We start from the raw sequence: 21694 nt of genomic DNA, 5'->3' as shown, positions 1-21694 counted from the left end.
ACACCCCTCAGCGCAACTCGGCTCCCCGCGTCTCGGGCAGGGTGAGGACGACGACGAAGGTCACCACGGCCGCGGCGGCCACGTAGGAGAAGAAGACGGGCGCGTACCCCGCCGCGGCCAGCGTGCTGATCACCAACGGCGCGGTGCCCCCGAACAGCGCCACGGTCAGGTTGTACCAGGCGCCGATCCCCAGCCCGCGCAGTTCCGTCGGGAACAGTTCGCTCATGACGGCCGGCGCGATCGACGTCATGGCGCTGTAGAGCCCCAGCCCCACGCAGAACACCACGAGCAGTCCGGCCAGACTGGTGCCCACCAGGCTCGACAGGGGCACGATCAGCAGCGCCGTCGCCGCCGACCAGACCAGGAGCTGGGGTCTGCGGCCGAGACGGTCCGACAGGGCGCCCATCGGATACTGCAGCGCGACGAACAGCGCGGTCGCCACGGACAGGGCGAGGAACACGTCCGCGTCGTCGGCGCCGCGCACGTCGACGGCGAAGGGGCCGAGCGCGCTGAAGAAGGTGTAGTAGCACAGCGTCGACAGCATCGTGAAGCCCACGACCTGGCCGACCGCCCGGGGGTGGCGCCGCAGGGTGGTCAGCAGCGGGCGGGAGGCGCGGCGCCCCTCGCCGACGCTGCGTTCGAACAGCTCGGTCTCGCCCAGGCTGCGACGCAGCCACAGACCCACCAGCCCCAGCAGACCGCCGAGCGCGAACGGGATGCGCCACCCGTAGGCCTCCAGCGCCTCCGTGTCCAGGAGGCGGGCCAGCGCGAAGCCGATCAGGGAGGCCGCGAGCACCGCCGAACCGGTGGACAGGTAGAAGAACGAGGAGTAACGGCCCCTGCGGTCGGCCGGCGCGATCTCGCCCAGATAGGCCGAGGCGTTGGACACCTCCCCGCCGATCGACACCCCCTGGGCGATCCGGGCGAGCAGGAGCAGCACCGGCGCCACCCAGCCCACCTGCTCGTAGGTCGGCAGCACCGCCAGCACCACCGAGCCGCCGGCCATCAGCACGATGGTGAGCAGCATCGCCGGCCTGCGGCCCTTGACGTCGGCCAGGCGGCCGATGAGCAGACCGCCGAGCGGGCGGAAGAAGAACGCGAGCGCGAAGGCCGCGAAGGTGTTGATGCGGGCGAGGTCCTCGTTGTCGCCGGGGAAGAACTGGGTGGCGAAGTAGATGCTGAACGTCGCGTAGATCGTCCAGTCGTACCATTCGATCGCGTTGCCGACGCTCGCCGCCACCAGCCGTCTGACCGGTAGGCGATGTTCGGGTGCACTGGCCGCAACGGCCCCGCCGGTGGTTGGGTTCATATCGCCCATCCTCTAGCGGCCGTCCGGCGGACACCGGCGTTTTCGTGATCTTCGCCCGCCGGCCGGCGCGTTCCCCCAGCACCGGGAGGGGACGGACGGGAGACGTCCGATTCCGGACACGGCCGGCGATCCAGGCCGACGCGGGGGAGCGGCCGCCACCTCGCCGGGAGAGGGAGCGTTGACGCATCGTGGGGCGACGCCTCGACGGGTCCGGGCGCCCCTCCTCCCGACGTCCACCGCGCGGCGGGCCGGGACCCGGCCGCCCGGGGCCGGGAACGGGGCACGCCGGTCCTGCGGGACAGGCCGACGGCCCCGGTTCAGTCGCCGCGCCGCCAGGGGAGAGGGGGAAGGCGCACAGCGCGGGGAAGACGGGGCAGCCGCAGTCGTGGGCGGGAGCGCTCGGCGGCGGGCCGGGTCCGCCCGGCCAGGGCCTCTTCGGGGATGTCCACCGCGATCTCCCCGCCGAGCCGGTGCCCCCCGACCAGGTCCAGGTCGTCGCCGCTCCAGAAACGTCCCGGGTCATACCAGTTGGGCCTGCGCCCGCCGGGCAGCAACCCCATGGCCTCGTAGGTGAGCGCGACGACCTCGGCGCAGTAGGCGGTCTCCAGCCTCCGCTCGCCCGCGCCGCCCCGGCCCCGTCGCGGAGGCAGGGGCACCCGGCCGCGCAGCCACCGCCCGGCGAGGCGGGCCGTCGAGGGGAAGGGGGTGCCGTCCAACCGGGCGATCGTGCGCAGGACCGCGTCCTCGGCCTCACGGGTGGCGGACGGGTCGAGCTGGCGCAGCCACGCCCGTTGGCCGTACCTCGCCCCCCAGGTGACCACGGCGTCGCGCAGGTCGTGGAGCTGGACGCCGCGCTGGTGGGTGCCCGACCACATGTCGGGCAGGGAGCGGCCCAGCTCGGCGTGCCACATCAGTGGCGGAAGGTCCTCGATCACCACGGACATGCCCACGTGGTTGACGGGGCTGTTGGTGGTGACCTGGATGGCCCGGTCGGGGACGGTGCGTCCGCGGAAGACCCAGACGTCACCGGTGCGGGTGAGGTCGACGGCCTCGTCCAGGCTGATGTGGGTCTCGGTCACGGCGAAGCCGTCCTCTCTGGCCGCGGGCCGGGGCGTTCTCGACGGGACACCGGTAGCTTAGGCGCATGCGCTGGTGGAAGATACTGGGCCTGGCGGGCTTCGCGGGCGTCGCGGCGACCGGGGTGGTCATCGCGCGTGCGGAACGCCGCCGTCGCGCCTACACCCCCGAGGAGATCCGGACGCGGCTGCGGCAACGTCTGGCCGAGGCGACACGCGAGGAGATCGAACCGCCGCAGGACTCCGGCCGGGGCTGATCCGTCCCGGCCGCGCGGCCGGGACGGATCACTCCGCCGGGAACCGGTAGGCGTCGACCTCGGCGATCAGCTCCGCGCGCCGCTCCTCGTCCAAGAAGGCGGCCCGGAAGGAGTTGCGGGCCAGCTCGCGAACGGTCTCCGGGTCGAGGTCGAGCGCCCTGCGCACGCCGTCGAGGTTGTCCTCGACGTAGCCGCCGAAGTAGGCGGGGTCGTCGGAGTTCACGGTCACCACGAGCCCCGCGCCGATCAGCTTGGGGAGCGGGTGCTCCTCCAGCCGCTCCACCACGCGCAGCCGGACGTTGGAGAAGGGGCACACGGTCAGCGGTACGGCCTCTCGGCGCAGCCGCTCCACCAGCTCGGGGTCCTCCAGGCAGCGCACCCCGTGGTCGATCCGCTCGGCGCCCAGGACGTCCAGGGCCTGGCGCACGTAGTCGGCGGGCCCCTCCTCGCCGGCGTGGGCCACCCGGCGCAGCCCTGCGGCGCGGGCCGCGGCGAAGACCTCACGGAACTTCTCCGGGGGGTTGCCGATCTCGGCGGAGTCGAGTCCGACACCGGTGATCGCGTGCAGATGGGGGCGGGCGCTCTCCAGGGTCTCCATGGCCTCCTCGGCGGGGCGGTCGCGCAGGAAGCACAGGATGAGCCGGGAGGAGATCCCCAGGCTCCGCTCGGCGTCCTCCAAGGCGCGGGCCAGCCCGGTGACCACGGTCCCGATCGCCACGCCACGGGAGGTGTGGGCCTGGGGGTCGAAGAAGATCTCGGCGTGCCGCACGCCCTGCGCGGCGGCCCGCTCCAGGTAGGCGGCGGCGAGGTCGGCGAAGTCCTGCTCGGTGCGCAGGACCGACATCAGCGCGTAGTACAGGTCGAGGAACGACTGGAGGTCGGTGAAGGAGTAGGCGCGGCGCAGCTCCTCGACGGAGTCGAACGGCAGCTCGATCCCGTTGCGCTCGGCGAGTTCGAAGGCGAGTTCGGGTTCCAGGGTGCCCTCGATGTGCAGGTGCAGTTCCGCCTTGGGGATGGCCATCGTCGTGGGGATCTCTTTCGTGCTGCTGCGTCGCCGAAGCGTCGGGGTCGGCGCAGGCGGCCCCGTCACGACGGAGGGGCGTGGACCTGCGGCGGTGCGGGCTCCCCCATGTGTACCAGCGGAACGGGGGGAGGACGAAACGGAGACGACGTGACGGGGGTGACACGGCGGCGCCCACTCGGGATACCCTAGGCTTGCCTGAGTGTTTTAGGTATGCCTAACCAAATGTGGAAGGTGGTGGACGGCCGATGACGGACCGTCGAACGCGCGAGAAGCCCCGGGTTCACCACGGCCGGGTCCGGCACGTCGAGCGCCTGACCCCGCACATGATCCGGGTGGTTCTCGGCGGTGACGGGCTCGCGGGGTTCTCCGCCGGTGACTACACCGACCACTACGTCAAGCTGCTCTTCCCGCGGCCCGGCGTCGCCTATCCCGAGCCGTTCGACATCGAGGCGATCCGCCGTGACTTCCCGCGTGAGCAGTGGCCCCTCACCCGCACCTACACCGTGCGCTCCTGGGACGCCGCCACCCGGGAGCTCGTCATCGACTTCGTCCACCACGGTGACGAGGGGCTGGCCGGCCCCTGGGCCGCCGCCGCGCGGCCGGGCGACGTCATCCGCTTTCTCGGCCCCGGGGGCGCCTACGCGCCCGCGCCCGAGTCCGGCTGGCACCTGCTCGTCGGTGACGAGAGCGCCCTTCCCGCCATCGCGGCCTCGGTCGAGCGCCTGCCCGCCGGTGCGGTCGCCCGCGTCCTGGTCGAGGTCGCCGACGAGGCGGAGGAGCAGCGGCTCGCCGTGCCCGACGGCGACGTCCAGGTCACCTGGGTGCACCGTGGGGAGCGCCGGGTCGGGGCCGCCCTGGCCGAGGCGGTGCGCGGACTGGAGTTCCCCGAGGGCGAGGTCCAGGCGTTCGTCCACGGCGAGGCGAACTTCGTCAAGGAGCTGCGCCACTTCCTGCGACTGGAGCACCAGGTGCCCCGTGAGCGCCTGTCGATCTCCGGCTACTGGCGCCTGGGCAGCGACGAGGACGGCTGGCAGTCCTCCAAGGGCGAGTGGAACCGCCGTGTCGAAGAGGAGGAGGCCGCCCGCCTCGCCGGGGTGTCCTGAGCCGGATCCTCGCCTCGCGCCCCTTCGGTGGGGCGCGATGACCACTGGACGTCCCGGGAAGGGCGGTGGTGTCCCCGGAGTCGGGGCGGCGCCGTCCACGCCACCCTCCCGGGCGCCGGTCCGGCCCCGCCGTGAGGCGCGTGACGAGGGCGGGCAGATGGCCGGGCGGCGACCGGACGTCGCGATCCAGCGCGCCCTCGGTGACAGGCGCGCCCGCCCGCCGCGAGACGGCGCGGAGCGCGGTTGGAGCGCCACGTGTCCGACGGCCGGGGCCGTCGTCGCCGCGCTCCCGTGGGAGAACGCCGTCCGGCATGGGCGCGCGCCGCGCGCGGTGATCCGGCCGAGCGCGACCTCGGATCCCCACGTCCCCGGTTCGACCGCGCACGTCGACGGGCAAAGCCGTGTCCCCGCACCGCCTGGTGGCTGTCGACCCACGGGCAACGGCAGGTGAGGAGCAGGACACCACCCGGGCACGTGAAGGTGGCACCCCGCGCGGCGGGGTGATCGTGGCGGGGTCTGTCGGGCGCCACGTGAGACGAGGCCGGGCCGGCGTGGTGCGCGCGGCGTCTCACGCGGGGACACCGGAAACGGGGGCCGGGTGTCTCGGGCGCCGGTCGCTGCTCCGTCCCCGATGGTGGGCACCCGGGGCCGCGCGTGCCCCACGGGCGCGACAGAGCCATCCGACGTGTCGGCGCTGCGCGCCATGGCGCCGGCACGGCCTCCACCGCGTGGAGGCGCCGGGGCGCGCCGTCGGCGGCCACGGCGCTGTCCCACCGGCCGGGAGGGGCGCGGTCCGGTCCCGGGGCGCCGAACCGGCGCGGGCCGTGGCGGCGCGGACGAGCGTGTTGCGCCGTGTCCGGGCGGGGTCCGGCGGGCGGCCGCGGGGATGCGCCGGCGGCGCGGGAAGGGCGCCGTCCGTCCTCGGACCTCGCGCTCGGCGTGGGGAGAGGAGGCCCTCGGAGTCGGGGCCGGCCGGAGGTCCATCCCGTAGGCCGCAGAGGGGCGGGGCGGGCACCCCTGTCGCGTGATCTCGTGTGAGGGGTGTCGGAGATGTCACACGAGGGAACATGAGGGGCCTTCGAGTCGTCGAAACAGCTTCTGAGCAGTGAAAACGTGAAGAGGGGAGGGGGAGGTAGAGGGGTCGCGCGCGGAAAGTAAACGTTTACACGGCTCGTGTAATCGATTACTTTCCTCTCATGGCCACCATCAAAGACGTGGCCCGGGCTGCCGGGGTCTCCACCGCGACGGTGTCCCGGGTGCTCAACGACCACCCCTCCGTCACCGCGGAGTCCAGGGAGCGGGTCCTCGCCGCGGTGGAACGACTCGCCTACCACCCCAACGCCGCCGCGCGCACGCTGCGCTCGGCCGACGTCACGACATTGGGCCTGGTCATCGGGGACGTCCTCAACCCCTTCTTCACCGAGCTGGCCCGAGCCGTCGAGGACGAGGCGCGCGCCCACGGCTACTACGTGATCACCGGCAACGCCGACGAGGATCCGCGCCGCCAGGACGAGTACCTGGACATCCTGCTGGAGCAGCGCGTCGCCGGGCTGCTGCTGTGCCCGACCGACCGCGTCTCGCCTCTGGTCGAGGAGGTCGTCCGGCGCGGCCGGCCGATCGTGCTGATCGACCGCTCGATCGACGGGCTGGACCTCCCGGTCGTGCGCAGCGACAACGCCACGGCGACCCGCGAGCTGGTCGACCACCTCGTGGCCCTCGGCCACCGCCGCATCGCGATCATCTCCGGCCCGACCTCCCTGGTCACCGGCCGGGAGCGGCTCGCGGCCTTCCGGGCGGCGCTCGCCGCCCACGGGCTGGAGGTCGCCGATCGCGACGTGCGCATCGGTGACTTCCAGACGGCCAGCGGCGTCGCCGCCATGGGGGAGTTGATGGAGCGGCCCGATCCCCCCACCGCGGTGTTCGCCGCCGACAACCTGATGGCGCTGGGCGCGCTGCGCTGGGTCCGCGACCGGGGCCTGCGGCCGGGCAGCGACATCGGTCTGGCCAGCTTCGACGACCTGCCCTGGTTCGAGTTCGTCGATCCACCCATCACCGCGGTCCGGCAGCAGACCGAGGAGATGGGGCGCGCGGCGGTGCGCGAGCTCATCGCCCTGCTGAACGGCCGTCCGGCCCGCTCGCGGACACTGCCCTGCCAGCTCGTCATCCGCGGATCCTGCGGAGAGAGACAAGGAGCGCAATGAACACCCGCCGATTGGAACTGATCGGGGTGACCAAGGCCTTCCCCGGCGTGCGCGCCCTGGAAGGGGTCGACTTCGACCTGCGTGGGGGAGAGGTCCACGTCCTGCTCGGAGAGAACGGGGCGGGCAAGAGCACCCTGATCAAGGTGATGGCCGGGGTACACCGCCCCGACAGCGGCGTGGTCAAGGTGGACGGGCAGGAGGTCCGCCTCACCGGCCCCGGCCACGCCGAGCAACTGGGGATCTCCACCATCCACCAGGAGATGGCGCTGGTCCCCGGGCTCAGCGTCGCCGAGAACATCCACCTGGGCCGGCCGCCGCGCAGGTTCGGGCTCGTCGACCGGCGGCGGATGCGCCGGCAGGCCGCCGAGCTCGTCGAACGGATGGGGCTGGACCTCGACGTCGACGCGACGGTCGCCGACCTCGGCGTCGCCCAGCGCCAGATGGTGGAGATCGCCAAGGCGCTGAGCCTGGAGACGCGGTTCCTCATCATGGACGAACCGACCGCCGTGCTGAGCCGTACCGAGGCCGCCCGGCTGTTCGACATCGTCCGCGACCTCACCCGTTCGGGGGTCGGGGTCGTGTTCATCTCCCACCTGCTCGACGAGATCGCCGAGATCGGCGACCGCGTCACGGTACTGCGCGACGGCGCCAAGGTCGCCGAGGTGCCCGCCTCCACCGACGCCGACGAACTCGTGCGCCTCATGGTGGGACGCTCGATCGAGCAGCAGTACCCCCACCGGCGAGGTGAGGTCGGCGAGACCCTGTTGGAGGTACGCGGCCTGGGCCGCGCCGGGGTCTTCTCGGACGTCTCCTTCACCGCCCGCGCCGGTGAGGTCGTCGGCATCGGCGGGCTGGTCGGCGCCGGCCGCACCGAACTGGTCCGGGCGATCTTCGGCGCCGACCGCCACGACACCGGCGAGGTGGTGGTGGCCGGACAGAGCGTGCCCCCGGGGGACATCACCGCGGCCCGCCGGGCCGGGCTGGCCCTCGTACCGGAGGACCGGGCCGGTCAGGGCCTGGTCCTGGGCGCCTCCATCGAGGAGAACATGGGCCTGGCCACGTTGGGCGAACGCACCCGCGCCGGCCTGGTGGACCTGCGCTCCCAGCGTGCCGCGGCGGCGCGGCAGGCCGAGCTGCTCAAGGTCCGCGCCGCGGGGCTGGACCAGGCCGCCGGCACCCTGTCCGGAGGCAACCAGCAGAAGATCGTCATCGGCAAGTGGCTGCTCGCCCGGCCACGGGTGCTGATCCTCGACGAGCCCACCCGTGGGATCGACGTCGGGGCCAAGGTCGAGATCTACGAACTCATCAACACGCTCACCGAGCAGGGCACCGCCGTGCTCATCGTCTCCAGTGACCTGACCGAACTGCTCGGCATGAGCGACCGGGTGCTGGTCATGGCGGACGGGAGGCTGCGGGGCGAGCTCGGTCGCGCCGAGGCGACCCAGGAGAAGGTCATGGCGCTCGCTGTCACAGAGGGGAACGACGGTGTCGGATAGAAAGACGCAACGGGAGCCGGGTCGAGACCGGGCACGGCGGTCGACGCGGCTGCGCGCCCTGGCGGACAACAGCGGTGCCCTGGGCGGTCTGATCGTCCTGGTCGTGCTGCTGGCGATCCTGTCGCCCGACTTCCTCACCGCGAACAACCTGCTCAACGTCGGCGTCCAGGCGTCCGTCGTGGCGATCCTGGCGTTCGGTATGACGTTCGTGATCGTCAGCGGCGGTATCGACCTGTCGGTGGGCAGTGTCGCCGGACTGGCCGGCATCGTCACCGGGTGGACCGTCGCCAGCGGCGGGCTGCCCATGTGGCTGGCGGTGCTGATCGGTCTGGCCGCCGGAGCGCTGGCGGGTCTGGCCAGTGGCCTGCTGATCACGATCGGACGGGTGCCACCGTTCATCGCGACGCTGGCGATGCTCAGCGTGGCCCGTGGACTGGCCCTGGTGATCTCCGGCGGCAAGCCGATCACGCTCGACGGCTGGCTCGGGGAGTTCGGGGCCGGCACGCTGTTCGGTTTCCTGCCCTACCCGGTCCTGGTCATGCTGCTCATCGGCCTGGTCACCGCGTTCGTGCTGCGCCGCACCTACTCCGGGCGCGCTATGTACGCCATCGGCGGCAACGCCGAGGCCGCCCGCCTGTCCGGCATCAAGGTCGGCCGTCAGCAGCTCGTCATCTACGCGCTCTCGGGTCTGTTCGCGGCGGTCGCCGGCATCCTGCTGGCCTCCCGGCTCTCCTCGGCCCAGCCCGAGGCGGGCACCGGCTACGAACTGGACGCGATCGCCGCTGTTGTCATCGGAGGCGCGAGTCTGTCGGGCGGGGTCGGCAGCGCGATGGGCACGTTCGTCGGCGCGCTCATCCTCGGCGTGCTGCGCAACGGTCTGAACCTGTTGAACGTGTCCGCTTTCTGGCAGCAGGTCATCATCGGCGTCGTCATCGCGATCGCGGTGCTCTCGGACACGCTGCGCCGGCGCCGCCGTGGCGGCGGTCCCCGTCCCACGCGCTCGCCCGCGATGCGCCGCGGAGTGGCGGCGGTCCTCGTCGTCATCCTGATCGGGGCCGGCTGGGCCGTCTACCAGCGGCAGAGCGGTGACGGGGCGGAGCGTCCCACGGTCGCCCTGTCGCTTTCGACCCTCAACAACCCCTTCTTCGTCGACGTCCGCGCCGGAGCGTTGGAGGAGGCCGAACGGTCGGGCGTGGACCTCATCGTCAGCGACGCCGGCGATGACTCCTCACGGCAGGCCAACGCGGTCCAGGACGCGATCGCCCGGGGGGTCGACGCGATCGTCGTCAACCCGGTGGACTCCGACGCGATCGTGCCCTCGGTGGAGGCCGCGAACCGGGCCGGGATCCCGGTGATCGCGGTGGACCGGGCGCCCAACGGCGGCGACGTCGTCACCACGATCGCCTCCGACAACGTCGAGGGCGGCCGGATGGCGGCGCGTGAACTCGCCGACCTGGTCGGTTCCGGCCCGATCGCGGTGTTGGAGGGGCAGCCCGGCACCTCGGCCGCCCGCGACCGGGGGCAGGGGTTCACCGAGGAGATCGCCGAGCACTCGGGGATCGACGTGGTGGCCTCCCAGCCCGCGGATTTCGACCGCACCAAGGCGTTGGACGTCATGCAGAACATGCTCCAGGCCAACCCCGATATCGAGGGCGTGTTCGCCGCCAACGACGAGATGGCGCTCGGCGCGGCCAAGGCGCTGGGGGGCCGTGCCGGTGAGGAGGTGGTGATCGTCGGTTTCGACGGCACCCCCGAGGGGCTGGCCGCGGTCGAGGCCGGGACGCTGAACGCCACGGTCGCCCAGCAGCCGAGGATGCTGGGGGAGGCGGCGGTCGGCGCGGCGCTGGACGCCGTGGAGTCGGGGGACCTGGGTCCCGGCGATCCGACCGACATCCCGGTCAAGGTCATGGGGCAGGAGGAGGCTTCCTCCCGATCCGGGAACTGACCCCACTCCCCCTGGGGGAGAAGCGAACCCGTGGGGGCGGGCGGCCGTGGCCGCCCGCCCCCACGGGTGTCGGGGGCCGGCGCATCGGTGTCGGGCCGTTCCGGGGCCGGCCGATACCGGACATCGGTTCCGGTCGGCCGGCCCTTCCCATCCGGGTGCCCGCTGTGGTGGCCCACTGCCTGGGACGGATGGTGCGGGAGACGTCTCCCCCATCTCCCAGAAGCTCTCCAATGGTTTTCCGGAACAGGACTGTGGTGTTTTCCCCGGGTTTATATATAGTGTGAAGCCCCGGTTAATTCAGGGTGCTTCGAAGCACACCTTCAACCGTCGTCTTGCCGCTACTTCGACGCTGTTATACGTTCACCGCATGATCGACAAGATGACGGTCGGAGTGGAAGAAGAATTTCATATCGTAGACCTCTCCAGTCGCCGCCTGACGCCCCGGGCCGGAGAGGTGCTCGCTCTTCTTCCTGGTGAGGGATACAGTCCTGAACTGCAAAAATCGGCAGTGGAGAGTAAGACGCGACCGTCACGGGAATTGGCTGATCTGCGCGAGGACATCTCCGGCCTGCGTCGAACTCTGATCACCGCGGCACGAAAATTAGATCTCGGTGTCGCCGCAGCTGGAACGGTCCCTCTCGTCGATTTCCACGGAGCCCAGGACGGGACCGATCCCAGGTACGGCTTTCTCTACGACCAGTTCCAGTTCCTCGCCCGTGAGCAGCTTCTGTGCAGCACCCAGGTCCACGTCAACGTCGAGGACCGGGATCTCGCCGTGATCCTGGCCCACCGCGTGGAACGCTGGATGCCGATCCTGCTCGCCATCAGCGTCAGTTCTCCCTACTGGATGGGGCAGGACCGTGGGTACGCCAGCGGACGCGCGATGAGCTGGGCGCGCTGGCCCACCTCCGGGCCGATCGGCCGGCTCTCCGGCGCCGCCGAGTACGACCGCGTGGTCGCCGATCTGCGCGCCTCCGGCGTCGTCAAGGACGCCGGGATGATCTATTTCAACGTCCGCCCCTCCTCCCATGTGCCGACACTGGAACTGCGGGTGTGCGACTCCTGCCCCGACGTGCGCGACATCCTGCTGATCGCCGGCCTGTTCCGCGCCCTGGTGGTACACGAATGGGAGGCCGAGCTGGCCGGTCGGGCCGCGCCCGAGATCGACCCGGTCCGGGCTCGCGGAGCGCTCTGGCGGGCCGCCCGGTTCGGCGTCGAAGGCGACCTCGTCACCGCGGTGACGCCCACGCCCGCGCCCGGCCGCGAGCTGGTGGCGCGCCTGGTCGACGAACTGGGACCCGTGCTCGACCGGTTGGGGGACCGCTCCCTGGTCGAGGAGGCCGCCCGGGACTTCCTGCGCAGGGGGAGCTCGGCCGCCCGGCAGCGCCGCGCCTTCGCGCGACGCGGCGACTTCGCCGACGTCGTCGACCTCCTCGTCGCGGAGACCGCCGACAGCGCCGACCGGCACTGAGAGGCGGGAGGCGGGAACCCCCGGCGGCCCACGGACCGTTGAGCGGGCGACGGCCCGTTCGCGCGGCGGACGTCCGAGGCGACGGGCCGTGACGGTCTCCCGTGAGGGATGTCCGGGCCCCGCGGCGATGCTTCCCCGGCCGCGGGACCCGGACACCGTACCCCGCCCCGCCTCTGTGACCTGGAGAGCCGTCGCCGGTGGAGTGGGTGGGAAGCCAGCGGGTAGCGAGAGGCGGACGTTCTCGTCCGAGCCCCCGACCCGTGATGAGGTGACCCATGGACGACTGGCCGATATGGGTGAGCGCGGCGGCCCTGGCGGTCGCCATGGTGCTGCTGGTGGTCGCCGGCGGCCCGTTCACCCGTCTGGTCGACCGTCTCGCCGACCGCACCGGCATCGGCGAGACGATGGCGGGGGTCCTGCTCATCGGCGCGGTGACGGCCCTGCCCGGACTCATCACCAGTATCCTCGGCGCGGCCCGGGGTGACGCGGTCTTCGCCATGAACAACGCGCTGGGCGGGATCGTGCTGCAGACGACCTTCATCGCGCTGGCCGACGTGTTCTACCGCAGGGCCAACCTCGAACACGCCGCCGCCTCGCTGCCCAACCTGCTGGCCCCGGTCGGCCTGTCCACCATGCTGGCCGCCGTGCTGGCCGCGGGGGCGGGGCCCCAGGTCACCGTGTTCGGCGTCCACCCGGTCTCCCTCCTGCTCGTCCTCGTCTACTGGTACTGGCTGCGGCTGTCCCGCGAGGTGGGGGAGTCGCCCATGTGGCGGGTGGAGCCGACCCGCCTCACCCATACCGACGAGCCCGACCCCGAACAGATGGCGAACGGCGAGCGGCTGTCGTCGATGTGGCTGCGTTTCGCCGGGCTGGCCGCGGTCGTGTCCCTGGCCGGCTATCTCATCGGCGAGGCGGGGTTGTCGCTGACCGAGCGGACCGGCATGTCCAGCGGTTTCGTGGGGGCGGTCATCACCGGCTTCGTCACCTCCGTCCCCGAACTCGTCACCGTGCTGTACGCGGTGCGCATCCGCGCGCTGCACCTGGCCATCGGCGACATCATCGGCGGTAACGGGTTCGACGTGCTGTTCCTGTCGGCCTCCGACATCGTCTACCGGGAGGGCTCGCTCTACGCCGCGGTCAACCGCGAGGTGGTCCTGCTCGTCGGGTTGGGCATCGTCCTCAACCTGCTCGTCGCCGCGGGCCTGATCCGCCGCCAGCGCGACGGTATCGGTTTCGAGGGGATCGCGATGTTCGTCGTGTGCGGGGTGGGCCTGGCGGCGCTGGCCGCCGTGGGCTAGGGGCCGTCCTCAGGCCGCGCCTGGGCACCTCACCGCCCCGGCGGCCGCAACCTCCGTGGCGGCGCGCAGGCCGCTGGAGAGCGCGCCGCTGAGGTTGCCGTTCTCGGGGAAGGGGGCGGTCTCGGTCGAGGCCCAGTGGATCCGGCCCACGGGCCTGCGCAGCAGCGGACCGTACTCGGTGAGGAAGCCGGGAGGCGCCGGACAGCGGTAGGCCCGGCTGTAGCGGCCGCCGCCGGCCTTGGAGCAGGAGTAGGACAGCGGCTGGGCCGCGAGCGGGCCCAAGGCCAGGACGAGGTTGTCCAGCAGGAGGCCGCGGTGGCGCGCGGGCTCGTCGATGACCTCCTGGTCGGCTCCCAGGGGATCGGCCTCGCCGAAGGTGTAGGTGTGGGCCAGCAGACGGCCCTGGGAGGAGTCGCCGGGGCTGTTGTCCATGGTCCAGGCGGGGATGCCGTCGTCGAAGTGGACCTGGCCCGACAGTCCGAAGTTGCGCCAGAAGGGCCGCCAGTAGACGACCTCGGTCTGGATGATCTCGGCCTGCGGCCACTGTTGCTGCATGCGCCACCGGCTCGACGGCAGGCTCGGGGTGAACTCGATGTGCCGGGCGTCGGCCGGTGAGATCGCCATGATGAGGTGGTCGGCGGCGATGGAGCCCCACGGGCCGTGGACGCGCACCCCGGTGTGGTCCTGGTCGACGCGGCCGACGTGGTGGCCGGTCCGCACGGCCGCGCCCGCTCCGGCGCTCAGCCGGTCGGTGAGCAGCACGGGATCCAGGCGCAGCAGGTCCTTGCCGTCGCCGGGGCGCGGGCCGAGGTGGGCCAGCAGCCACAGCATGCTGATGCGGTCGGCCGGCAGCCCCGCCTCGGTGGTCAGATGCTCCTCGATCAGGTCCAGCAGCGCGCAGTCCGAGGAGTGGGCGCGCAACCACGAGCGCGCCGTCTGGGAGTCCAGCTCCTCCGCCCGCGGGGACAGCCAGGGGGCCGTCGGGTCGATGCCGGCGGCGAGCCGGGTCAGCCGGTCCAGCAACCGGCCACCGCGTATCCGGGACCACCACGACAGGTCCAGGGGGAGGTTGTCGTCGCTGAGTTCGATCCCGCCCTCCTCGTCGACGCGCAGGTCGTTGAGCGTGGGGTCGTGGGCGAGGGGGTCGACCGGCACGCCGAGTTCGTCGGCCAGCTCCAGCAGCCCCCGCTCGTGCTCTCGGACGAACGCGCTGCCCGGGAGGAGCCCTTCGGTCGCGCGCCCACCGGGACGGTCGGCGCCTTCCAGGACCACGACTCCGTGGACACCGTGGGCGTGCAGGGCCCGTGCGGCCACCAGCCCCGACACCCCGCCTCCCACGACCACGACCCGCGCGTGTTCCACCTGGACTTCCCTTCCCTGCGGCCTGTTCCTGCCATGATCATGACCGGTAACGGGCGCGCTCGCGGCCTGGTTCCGCTCAGAGGGCTACAAACTCCTGGCCGGCGAACGGGCGGGGGAACACCCGGACTGCCAGGTGCAGGGCCAGCCGGGTGTCGGGGTCGGACAGGTCGACGTGGAGGAGGTCCTCGATGCGGCGCAGCCGGTGCATGACGGTGTTGCGGTGCACCCCCAGCGCCCGGGCGGCAGCGGTCACCGAGGCGGCGGCGTCGAAGTAGGCCGCCAGGGTGGGCACGAGCGCGTCGTCGGTCTCGGCGAGCGGGCGCAGCAGCCGCGCGGCCTCGCCGCGGAAGTCGGCGGAGGAGTACCAGTCCACGAGCAGGCGGCCGGGGCCGCCACCGCTGTCGGCGGCCACCGTCCCCGTCCCGCCCCGGGTGAGCGCCCGCAGCGCCGCGGCGCGCGCCGACTCCAGCGTCGCGGCGATCCCCTCGGGGCCCGAGGAGGGCCGGCCCACACCGGCCACGACCGGCCGGCCGGCAGGTGAGGCGGAGAAGGCGGCGAGCGCGCCGGCCAGCCGGTCTCTCAGGTCGGCGCGCGGTGCCGGCCCGCTCGGCCCGGCACCGCTGAACCAGGCCGCGGCCCCTCCCCGCCACCCGATGGGACCGGTCAGGTCCAGCCCCGCGGCGCGCAACCGGTCCTCCAGCGCGGCCAGGGCCGGTGCCTCCAAGGGCCCCTCGTCGACGGGTTGGATCTGGACGCCCACGTGCCGGCCGTCGACCAGCCAACCGAGCGCGGCGGCGCGCTCGCGCCAGCGTTCGCCGATCCGCCCGCCGCCCTCCACCAGTTCGGTGAGCAGCCAGCCGTGGGTCCGGTCCTCCTCGGCCAGGCGCAACCGCCGTGCGGTGGCCCAGGCCGAGACCTCCCCCTGCGCCAGTGCCAGGGCGCGCGACGCCATGTCGCGCCACTGGGGTCCGGCGTCGTCCCGTTCGGCCACCAGCCAGGTCTGGGGGGTGCCGACCGGGACGGAGACGGGCTGGACCACCACGTTGCGTCCCTCCACCAGTTCGGCGGCCGGGGAGCGGAACCGGGCGACCACCCCCGCTGGGACCCGGGGCAGGGGGCTGGTCCCGGTGATCGTGCCGTCGAGGGCGTGTACGGCGAAGGAGGCGTCCAGCGCGCGGGCGACGACGGCGCTGATCCGTTCGAGATCACCGGAGCAGCGGGTGAGTTCCCGGGCCAGGTCGACGAGCAGGCGGGCGGTGGCCACCTGGGGGTGGTGGACGGCCACCGTGACCTCCCCGATCACCGTCGCCGCGGCGGCGCCGGTCACCGCGAGCAGCGCTATCCGGTAGCGGTCGGCCAACCTGCGGGTGACCAGCGCCGGCGCGGTCTCGCCGACGACGATCAGCGCGTGGGCGCCTCGGTGGTGACACATCCGCAGGAGCAGGTCGACGACATGGCCGTGGCGCAGGTCCGGCCGCGCCGACAGGTCGGCCATGACCGCCGCCCGCGACCAGGCCGGATCGCTGTCGGCGCGGCTGCCGGGGTCGGCGCCCAGGGGGACGACGCGGTCGAGGACGCGATCGAGCCCACCGGCGCCGCCCAGCGTTTGGACCCGCCCCGGCAGGGGGAGCGCGAGCAGGTCGCGCGCCGTCACCGGGGTGCCCGTCCCACCCGGCGCGCCGTTCACGACGGCCCCGCCACGGTGTCGAGGGAGCCCAGCTCGTGGGCACCGGGGCCCACCAGGTCGCCGGCGGCCAACCGATCCCAAATGGGCGGGCGCGGGATCCGCAGCACCGACACCGGCTGACGTGGCCGCAGGGCGTCGACGCCGAGCACGCTCCACTCCCGGGCGCTGAGCACCGCGATCACATCGGGGACCCGCGCCACCTGGCGTCCGTCGAGCGCGGCCAGCAGGAATTCGTCGCCGGCGTCCAGCCGCAGGGTCTCCTGGCGGGGGAGCGCGGACTCCAGCGTGACCACCAGATGGGGGGCGGCCCGGTCCGGGCGGAGCACCTCGGCGACGACGCCGTCGAACAGCCATTCGGCGCCGATGGACGCCGCGAACCTCGGACGGTCGTGGGGGTCGGCGCCCGCCTCGCGCAGGCTGCGGCCCAGTGCCAGCGCCCGGGAGACGCTGCCGGGGATCGCGGCCGTGCGCGCCACGTCGGCTCGGCAGGGGTACAGCGCCGTCGCGGCCCAGCCGCCCAGGGCGGGCAGGTTGGCGCCGATGAGCCCGGCGACGCGGAGGTTGTCCTCGCCCCGCACGGTGAGGGTCGTCCCATCCGGTACGGCGAGCACGGCCGGCGCGACGGCGACGCCCGAGGCGGTCAGCGAGGTCTGCTCGACGCGGGGGAAGGCGCGGCCCATGGCGTCGGCGTCCAGCAGGGGCGCGTCCAGCATCGACGCCGCCGCGACGGCCAGGAGCGCGTTGACGCCACCGATCTCCAGCGGCAGCAGCGCGAACGGGGGACGGTCGAGCAGATCCAGGAGGGTGCGCACGGCCGTGGCCAACTCGGTCGAGGGCAGGCGTTCCTCGATGAAGGCGGAGGAGCCCGCCACCCCCACGGCGACGACGGTGTGGTCGTCGGGAAGATCCCGCGTCCCCAGCAGCCGTACGGGCCCGCGGTCGCGCAGCGCGGCATGGGCGAACGCGGCGCCGGTCGAGGTGCGCCCGCCCCCGCCGGATCCCAGCAGCCGGGCGCCCAGCGCCAGGTCGGCCAGGTCGGCGACGTCGATCCGCCGCTGCGTCTCCCCCATGGCAGGGAACTGTAGCGCGGGGAAGAACCCCCAGGCCGTCACGGCACGAGGAGGAGGCAGCACAGTGCTGCGCGGACGTCGGGAAAATGTGCGAAACGCACATTGAGCCGCTTCGAAGCGGGCCCTAGCGTGGCACTGTCGCCGGGCACCGCCCTCCGGCGCGGGGGCGGGCCCCCGGTCCTGTCGCCCGGTGGGCACAGGACGTCCCGGGCCGCGGCGTGACGGCCGATCCGCCCGTCCCGTTCGCGGGAGACAGCCCACCCCGACCGAAGGAGAACACGCCCACATGCACATCGGCATCGACGTCGGGGGGACCAACACCGACGCCGTCCTCATGGAGGGGACCTCGGTGGTGGCGTCGGTCAAGCGCTCCACGACCGCCGACGTCACCTCCGGCATCGTCGACGCGCTCGCCGGCCTCGCCGCCGAGCAGCGCTTCGATCCGAAGGCCGTCCAGGCGGTCATGATCGGGACCACCCACTTCACCAACGCCGTGGTCTCGGGCGACGGACTGGCGCGCACCGGTGTCCTGCGCCTGGGCCTGCCCGCCGGTGCCGGCATCCCGCCGATGTCGGACTGGCCGGACCACCTCGCCGACGCGATCGGGCGCCACGTCCACCAGGCCCACGGCGGACACGAGTTCGACGGTCGGGCGATCAGCGACCTGCGCCCCGCCGAACTACGTCGTATCGCGGCGGAACTGGGCGAGGCCGGTGTGCGCACCGTGGCCATCACCTCGGTCTTCTCCCCGGTGACGGCCGAGGCCGAGATCGCGGCGGCCGAGATCATCGCGGCCGAGCTGCCCCACGTGAAGGTCTCGCTCTCCCACGAGCTCGGGCGCATCGGGCTGCTGGAACGGGAGAACGCCACCATCGTCAACGCGGCGTTGCTCGACGTGGCCGAGCACGCCACCGAGGCGTTCCGCCGCGCGCTGGCGGGCAGCGGCATCGACGCTCCGCTGTACCTGTCCCAAAACGACGGCACGTTGATGGACATCGACTACGCCCGCGACTACCCGGTGGCCACCTTCGCCTCCGGGCCCACCAACTCCATGCGCGGTGCCGCGCTGCTGTCGGGGCTGAGCGACTGCCTGGTGGTCGACGTCGGCGGCACCACCGCCGACATCGGCGTCCTGGTCGGCGGCTTCCCGCGCCCGGCCGGCGCCGAGGTCGAGATCGGCGGGGTGCGCACCAACTTCCGGATGCCCGACGTGGTGGCGATCGGCATCGGCGGCGGCAGTCTCGTCCACACCGGCAACGGCCCGCTGCGCGTCGGCCCGGGCAGCGTGGGGCACCGCCTGACCAGCGAGGCCAGGGTGTTCGGCGGCGGCACCCTCACCGCGACCGACCTCGCCGTGGCCGCGGGCATCGCCCGGATCGGCGACCCGGCGCTGGTGGCGGACCTGGATCCCGCGCTCGTACGTGACGGATTGGAGCACATCGCCCGGCGTATCGCCGAGACCGCCGACACCATGCGCACCTCGGCGGAACCGCTGCCGATGGTGCTGGTCGGCGGCGGAAGCGTCCTGGTCCCCGGTGCGCTGCCCGGATTCGAGACGGTCCTGCGCCCTGAACACGCCTCCGTCGCCAACGCGATCGGCGCGGCCATCGCCCAGGTGGGCGGGGAGGTGGACCGCATCTACTCCCTGGGCGGACGTGACCGCGGCGCGGTCCTGGACGAGGCCAGGCAGGAGGCGGCTCAGCGGGCCGTGGTCGCCGGGGCCCGGCCCGCCAGCGTCCGTGTCGTCGAGGTCGACGAGGTTCCCATCGCCTACCTGCCGGGCGACTCGGTGCGCGTGCGCGTCAAGGCGGTCGGGGACCTGGAACTGAACACCGTGGGACAGGAAGTCGGTGCGTCATGAGTGATTTCGACCTGATCGGCCACGACGACGTCGCCGACCTCGCCCGTGGGGCCGCGGTGCTGGGCACCGGAGGGGGCGGCGACCCCTACATCGGCCGGGTCATGGCCGAACAGGCCATCCGCAGGCACGGTCCGGTGCGCGTGGTCCAGCTCGCCGACGTGCCCGATGACGCCCTCGTCGTTCCGGTGGGCATGATGGGCGCGCCGGCGGTGATGGTGGAGAAGCTGCCGGCCGGCCACGAACCGGCCCGCGCCGTCGCCGCGCTCGCCGAGGTCCTCGGCCGCACCCCCACCCACGTGGCCTGTGTCGAGGCCGGCGGCGTCAACTCGATGATCCCGATCACCGCGGCGGCCGAGCTAGGGCTGCCGCTCATCGACGGTGACGGGATGGGACGCGCCTTCCCCGAACTCCAGATGATGCTGCCCACGCTGGAGGGGGTCGCCGCCACGCCGATGGCGCTCACCGATGAGAAGGGCAACTCCCTGGTCCTGCGCACCGTCGACAACCGGTGGGGCGAACGGCTCGCCCGACCCGCCACGGTGGAGATGGGGGCGAGCGCGGCCACGGCCATCTACCCCATGGACGGCGCCCAGGCCAAGCGCGGCCTGGTGCCCGGGACCCTGGGGGTGGCCAGGGACCTGGGCGCGCGGCTGGCGCGGGCCCGGCGCGAGCACGCGGACCCGGTGGCCGAAGCCGTCGCGGCCCTGGGCGGGTTCGAGCTGCTGCGCGGCAAGGTGGTCGACGTCTCGCGCCGGACCACCGGCGGGTTCGTGCGGGGCCGGGCCGGACTGGAGGGGACGGGTGAGTGGGCCGGGCACACACTCGCGCTCGGCTTCCAAAACGAGCACCTCGTCGCCGAACGTGACGGCGCCGTCGTCGCGAGCACGCCCGACCTGATCTGTGTCCTGGACGCCGAGACCGGCGAGCCGGTCACCACCGAGGCGATGCGCTACGGCTTCCGCGTGGCGGTGCTGGGCATCCCCTGCCATCCGCGCTGGCGCACGGACGAGGGGCTCGACCTGGTGGGACCGCGCTACTTCGGCTACGACCATGACTTCGTCCCGGTGGAGCGGCTCGTCTGAGCCGGGCCGCCCCCGGGGGCGGCCGTGCGGCGTGGTTCAGGGCAGGTGCCGGGCGTAGGCGTCGTGGTGGGCGATCCGCCCGCCGTCCACGGCGCTGGCGATGAGGTGGTAGAGGGCGCGGCTGCGCGAGCGGTCGGCGGCGCAGCCGCCCGCGTCCTCGATCGCGATGGTCAGCTCCTCGACGTCGCGGGCCAGTTCGATCAGCCTGCGCCGGTCCAGGATGTCGCGCCCTCCGCAGGCGGAGACGGCGTAGGCGAGGGCGGCCAGCACCCCGTCCAGCGACTGTCTGAGCCGGTCGGCGGTCGCCAGGGGCAGCCGGATCTGCGAGTCGGGGGCGAGCGGTCCGGGAAGGGAGCCCGCTACCTGTTCGGTCATGGTCGTCCTCCACGCGTCGAGGGACGGAGAGGCCGGCCCGTGCCGGGGAGCCCGGGCCGTTCCCATCAGCGATGATCGCTCCGGCACGCGGGGAAGGGGAAGAGGGCGGGTCCGGACACGCCGGGTTGCGGCCGGGCGCAAAAGGTCTGCGCGGCCCCGCGCGGGCGACGAGGCAGGCCGTTCGCGTCCGGTCTTCCCGGGGAGAGCGAGGCGAGCGGCGGGAGGCCGCCGCGCGGGCCGGCGCGAGCGGAGGGGTAGGACGCGGGAGCGGTCGGGGTAGCGGTCCGCCCCAACGTGGACGCGGGCGTCTGCCGGGGCAGGCGCGCGGTCCGGCGAACGGGAGGGCGGGGAGGGGCCTGGGACGGCCGGCGGGAGACCCGCGCGGCGTCGGGCGCCCGTGCCGGATACGCGCCCACCACCGTCTCGGCGGGGAACCGGCACGGGGCCGGCGGCAGGCGCCGGCAACGGGGGCTCAGCCCTGGGCGCCGTAGGCGTCGCGCGTGATCTCGTAGACCACGACGGAGTGGTGCGTCCCGGGCAGCACGGTCGTGCGTTCCCGGCGCATGCCCAGGCGCCGCATGACCCGTATCGACGCGGTGTTCTCGGTCCGGGCGATGCCGACCACCCGTTCCAGCCGGTGTTCGAGGAAGGCGGAGCGCAGGGTGGCCCGGGCGGCCTCGCCGGCCAGCCCGCGGCCCCAGAAGGGCCGTCCCAGCCGCCAGCCGATCTCCACGGCGGGCAGGACCTCGGGGAGGAAGCGCGGTACCGCAAGACCCGTGAAGCCGACCAGCTCCCCGCTCTCACGGAGCTCCAGGGCGAACAGCCCGAATCCCCGTTCCTCCCAGCCGCGTTCGATCGCCGCGACCTGGGCGCGGGTCTGGTCCAGGTCACGGACCGTTCCGTCGCCGATCCAGCGCATGACCTGGGGGTCGCTGTTGATCGCGGCGAAGGGGGCGACGTCCTCCTCCCGCCAGCGGCGTAGCAGGAGCCGGGGGGTCTCGATGGCGTCCACGCCCTGATTCTCCCCGACGCGCCCCTCTCGACGACGAGGTAGCGGAGTATATGAACTAGTGCAAT

At 73.2% G+C, this 21694-nt stretch carries 16 protein-coding genes and 1 pseudogene; 9 read left to right on the top strand and 8 right to left on the bottom strand.

What is annotated here, in order from left to right; genetic code table 11:
• Nucleotides 1-7: 7 nt before the first annotated feature.
• Nucleotides 8-1309, bottom strand: a complete 1302-nt coding sequence (locus tag B5D66_RS00240) for an MFS transporter (protein ID WP_078759506.1) — start codon at nt 1307-1309, stop codon at nt 8-10.
• Between the two features lie 434 nt (nt 1310-1743).
• Nucleotides 1744-2373, bottom strand: a pseudogene (locus B5D66_RS00235) (hypothetical protein); the annotation flags it as partial.
• Between the two features lie 80 nt (nt 2374-2453).
• Here B5D66_RS00235 and B5D66_RS00230 point away from each other — a divergent pair.
• A complete protein-coding gene (locus tag B5D66_RS00230) occupies nt 2454-2642 on the top strand; it encodes a hypothetical protein (protein ID WP_078759505.1) in 189 nt (62 codons plus the stop codon).
• 28 nt (nt 2643-2670) lie between these two features.
• Here B5D66_RS00230 and B5D66_RS00225 read toward each other — a convergent pair whose 3' ends face one another.
• Complete coding sequence (locus B5D66_RS00225; RefSeq protein ID WP_078759504.1) at nt 2671-3663, bottom strand: adenosine deaminase; 993 nt, start codon at nt 3661-3663, stop codon at nt 2671-2673.
• A gap of 248 nt (nt 3664-3911) precedes the next feature.
• Here B5D66_RS00225 and B5D66_RS00220 point away from each other — a divergent pair, with 248 nt between their 5' ends.
• From B5D66_RS00220 to B5D66_RS00195, 6 genes are all read left to right on the top strand, one after another.
• Nucleotides 3912-4769 carry a siderophore-interacting protein gene (locus B5D66_RS00220; protein WP_078759503.1) on the top strand — a complete coding sequence of 286 codons (858 nt, stop codon included), beginning with the start codon at nt 3912-3914 and terminating at the stop codon, nt 4767-4769.
• Between the two features lie 1196 nt (nt 4770-5965).
• Nucleotides 5966-6970 (top strand): LacI family DNA-binding transcriptional regulator, encoded by a 1005-nt coding sequence (locus B5D66_RS00215; RefSeq protein ID WP_078759502.1) that lies wholly within the window; start codon nt 5966-5968, stop codon nt 6968-6970.
• Nucleotides 6967-8466: a sugar ABC transporter ATP-binding protein gene (locus B5D66_RS00210; RefSeq protein WP_078759501.1), complete on the top strand. Its 1500-nt coding sequence runs from the start codon at nt 6967-6969 to the stop codon at nt 8464-8466. Before B5D66_RS00215 ends, B5D66_RS00210 begins: the two co-directional genes overlap by 4 nt.
• The gene (locus B5D66_RS00205) at nt 8456-10411 is read left to right on the top strand and encodes an ABC transporter permease/substrate-binding protein (RefSeq protein ID WP_078759500.1); all 1956 of its coding nucleotides are present in this window, start codon (nt 8456-8458) and stop codon (nt 10409-10411) included. Before B5D66_RS00210 ends, B5D66_RS00205 begins: the two co-directional genes overlap by 11 nt.
• A 367-nt stretch (nt 10412-10778) precedes the next feature.
• Complete coding sequence (locus B5D66_RS00200) at nt 10779-11882, top strand: carboxylate-amine ligase (protein WP_078759499.1); 1104 nt, start codon at nt 10779-10781, stop codon at nt 11880-11882.
• 275 nt (nt 11883-12157) lie between these two features.
• On the top strand, nt 12158-13180 hold the full coding sequence (locus B5D66_RS00195; RefSeq protein ID WP_078759498.1) for a sodium:calcium antiporter: 1023 nt from the start codon (nt 12158-12160) through the stop codon (nt 13178-13180).
• A 9-nt stretch (nt 13181-13189) separates the two neighbouring features.
• On the opposite strand, the gene B5D66_RS00190 is transcribed toward B5D66_RS00195, so the two are convergent.
• The 3 genes from B5D66_RS00190 to B5D66_RS00180 form a co-directional block, all read right to left on the bottom strand.
• Nucleotides 13190-14542 (bottom strand): flavin monoamine oxidase family protein, encoded by a 1353-nt coding sequence (locus B5D66_RS00190; RefSeq protein WP_078759497.1) that lies wholly within the window; start codon nt 14540-14542, stop codon nt 13190-13192.
• 76 nt (nt 14543-14618) lie between these two features.
• Nucleotides 14619-16229, bottom strand: coding sequence for a PucR family transcriptional regulator (locus B5D66_RS00185; protein WP_078759496.1), 1611 nt, complete (start codon nt 16227-16229; stop codon nt 14619-14621).
• Nucleotides 16226-17299, bottom strand: coding sequence for a DUF917 domain-containing protein (locus tag B5D66_RS00180; protein WP_159457179.1), 1074 nt, complete (start codon nt 17297-17299; stop codon nt 16226-16228). Before B5D66_RS00180 ends, B5D66_RS00185 begins: the two co-directional genes overlap by 4 nt.
• Before the next feature lie 286 nt (nt 17300-17585).
• On the opposite strand from B5D66_RS00180, the gene B5D66_RS00175 reads away from it, so the two are divergent.
• The gene (locus B5D66_RS00175; RefSeq protein ID WP_078759494.1) at nt 17586-19160 is read left to right on the top strand and encodes a hydantoinase/oxoprolinase N-terminal domain-containing protein; all 1575 of its coding nucleotides are present in this window, start codon (nt 17586-17588) and stop codon (nt 19158-19160) included.
• Nucleotides 19157-20242, top strand: a complete 1086-nt coding sequence (locus tag B5D66_RS00170) for a DUF917 domain-containing protein (protein ID WP_078759493.1) — start codon at nt 19157-19159, stop codon at nt 20240-20242. Before B5D66_RS00175 ends, B5D66_RS00170 begins: the two co-directional genes overlap by 4 nt.
• 36 nt (nt 20243-20278) lie before the next feature.
• Here B5D66_RS00170 and B5D66_RS00165 read toward each other — a convergent pair whose 3' ends face one another.
• Complete coding sequence (locus B5D66_RS00165; RefSeq protein ID WP_078759492.1) at nt 20279-20617, bottom strand: hypothetical protein; 339 nt, start codon at nt 20615-20617, stop codon at nt 20279-20281.
• Nucleotides 20618-21089: 472 nt separating this feature from the next.
• Nucleotides 21090-21629: a GNAT family N-acetyltransferase gene (locus B5D66_RS00160; protein WP_078759491.1), complete on the bottom strand. Its 540-nt coding sequence runs from the start codon at nt 21627-21629 to the stop codon at nt 21090-21092.
• Between the last annotated feature and the right edge of the window lie 65 nt (nt 21630-21694).

Source organism: Marinactinospora thermotolerans DSM 45154 (assembly GCF_900167435.1).
Lineage (GTDB): Bacteria > Actinomycetota > Actinomycetes > Streptosporangiales > Streptosporangiaceae > Marinactinospora > Marinactinospora thermotolerans.
This window is presented reverse-complemented; position numbering and strand designations above follow the sequence as displayed.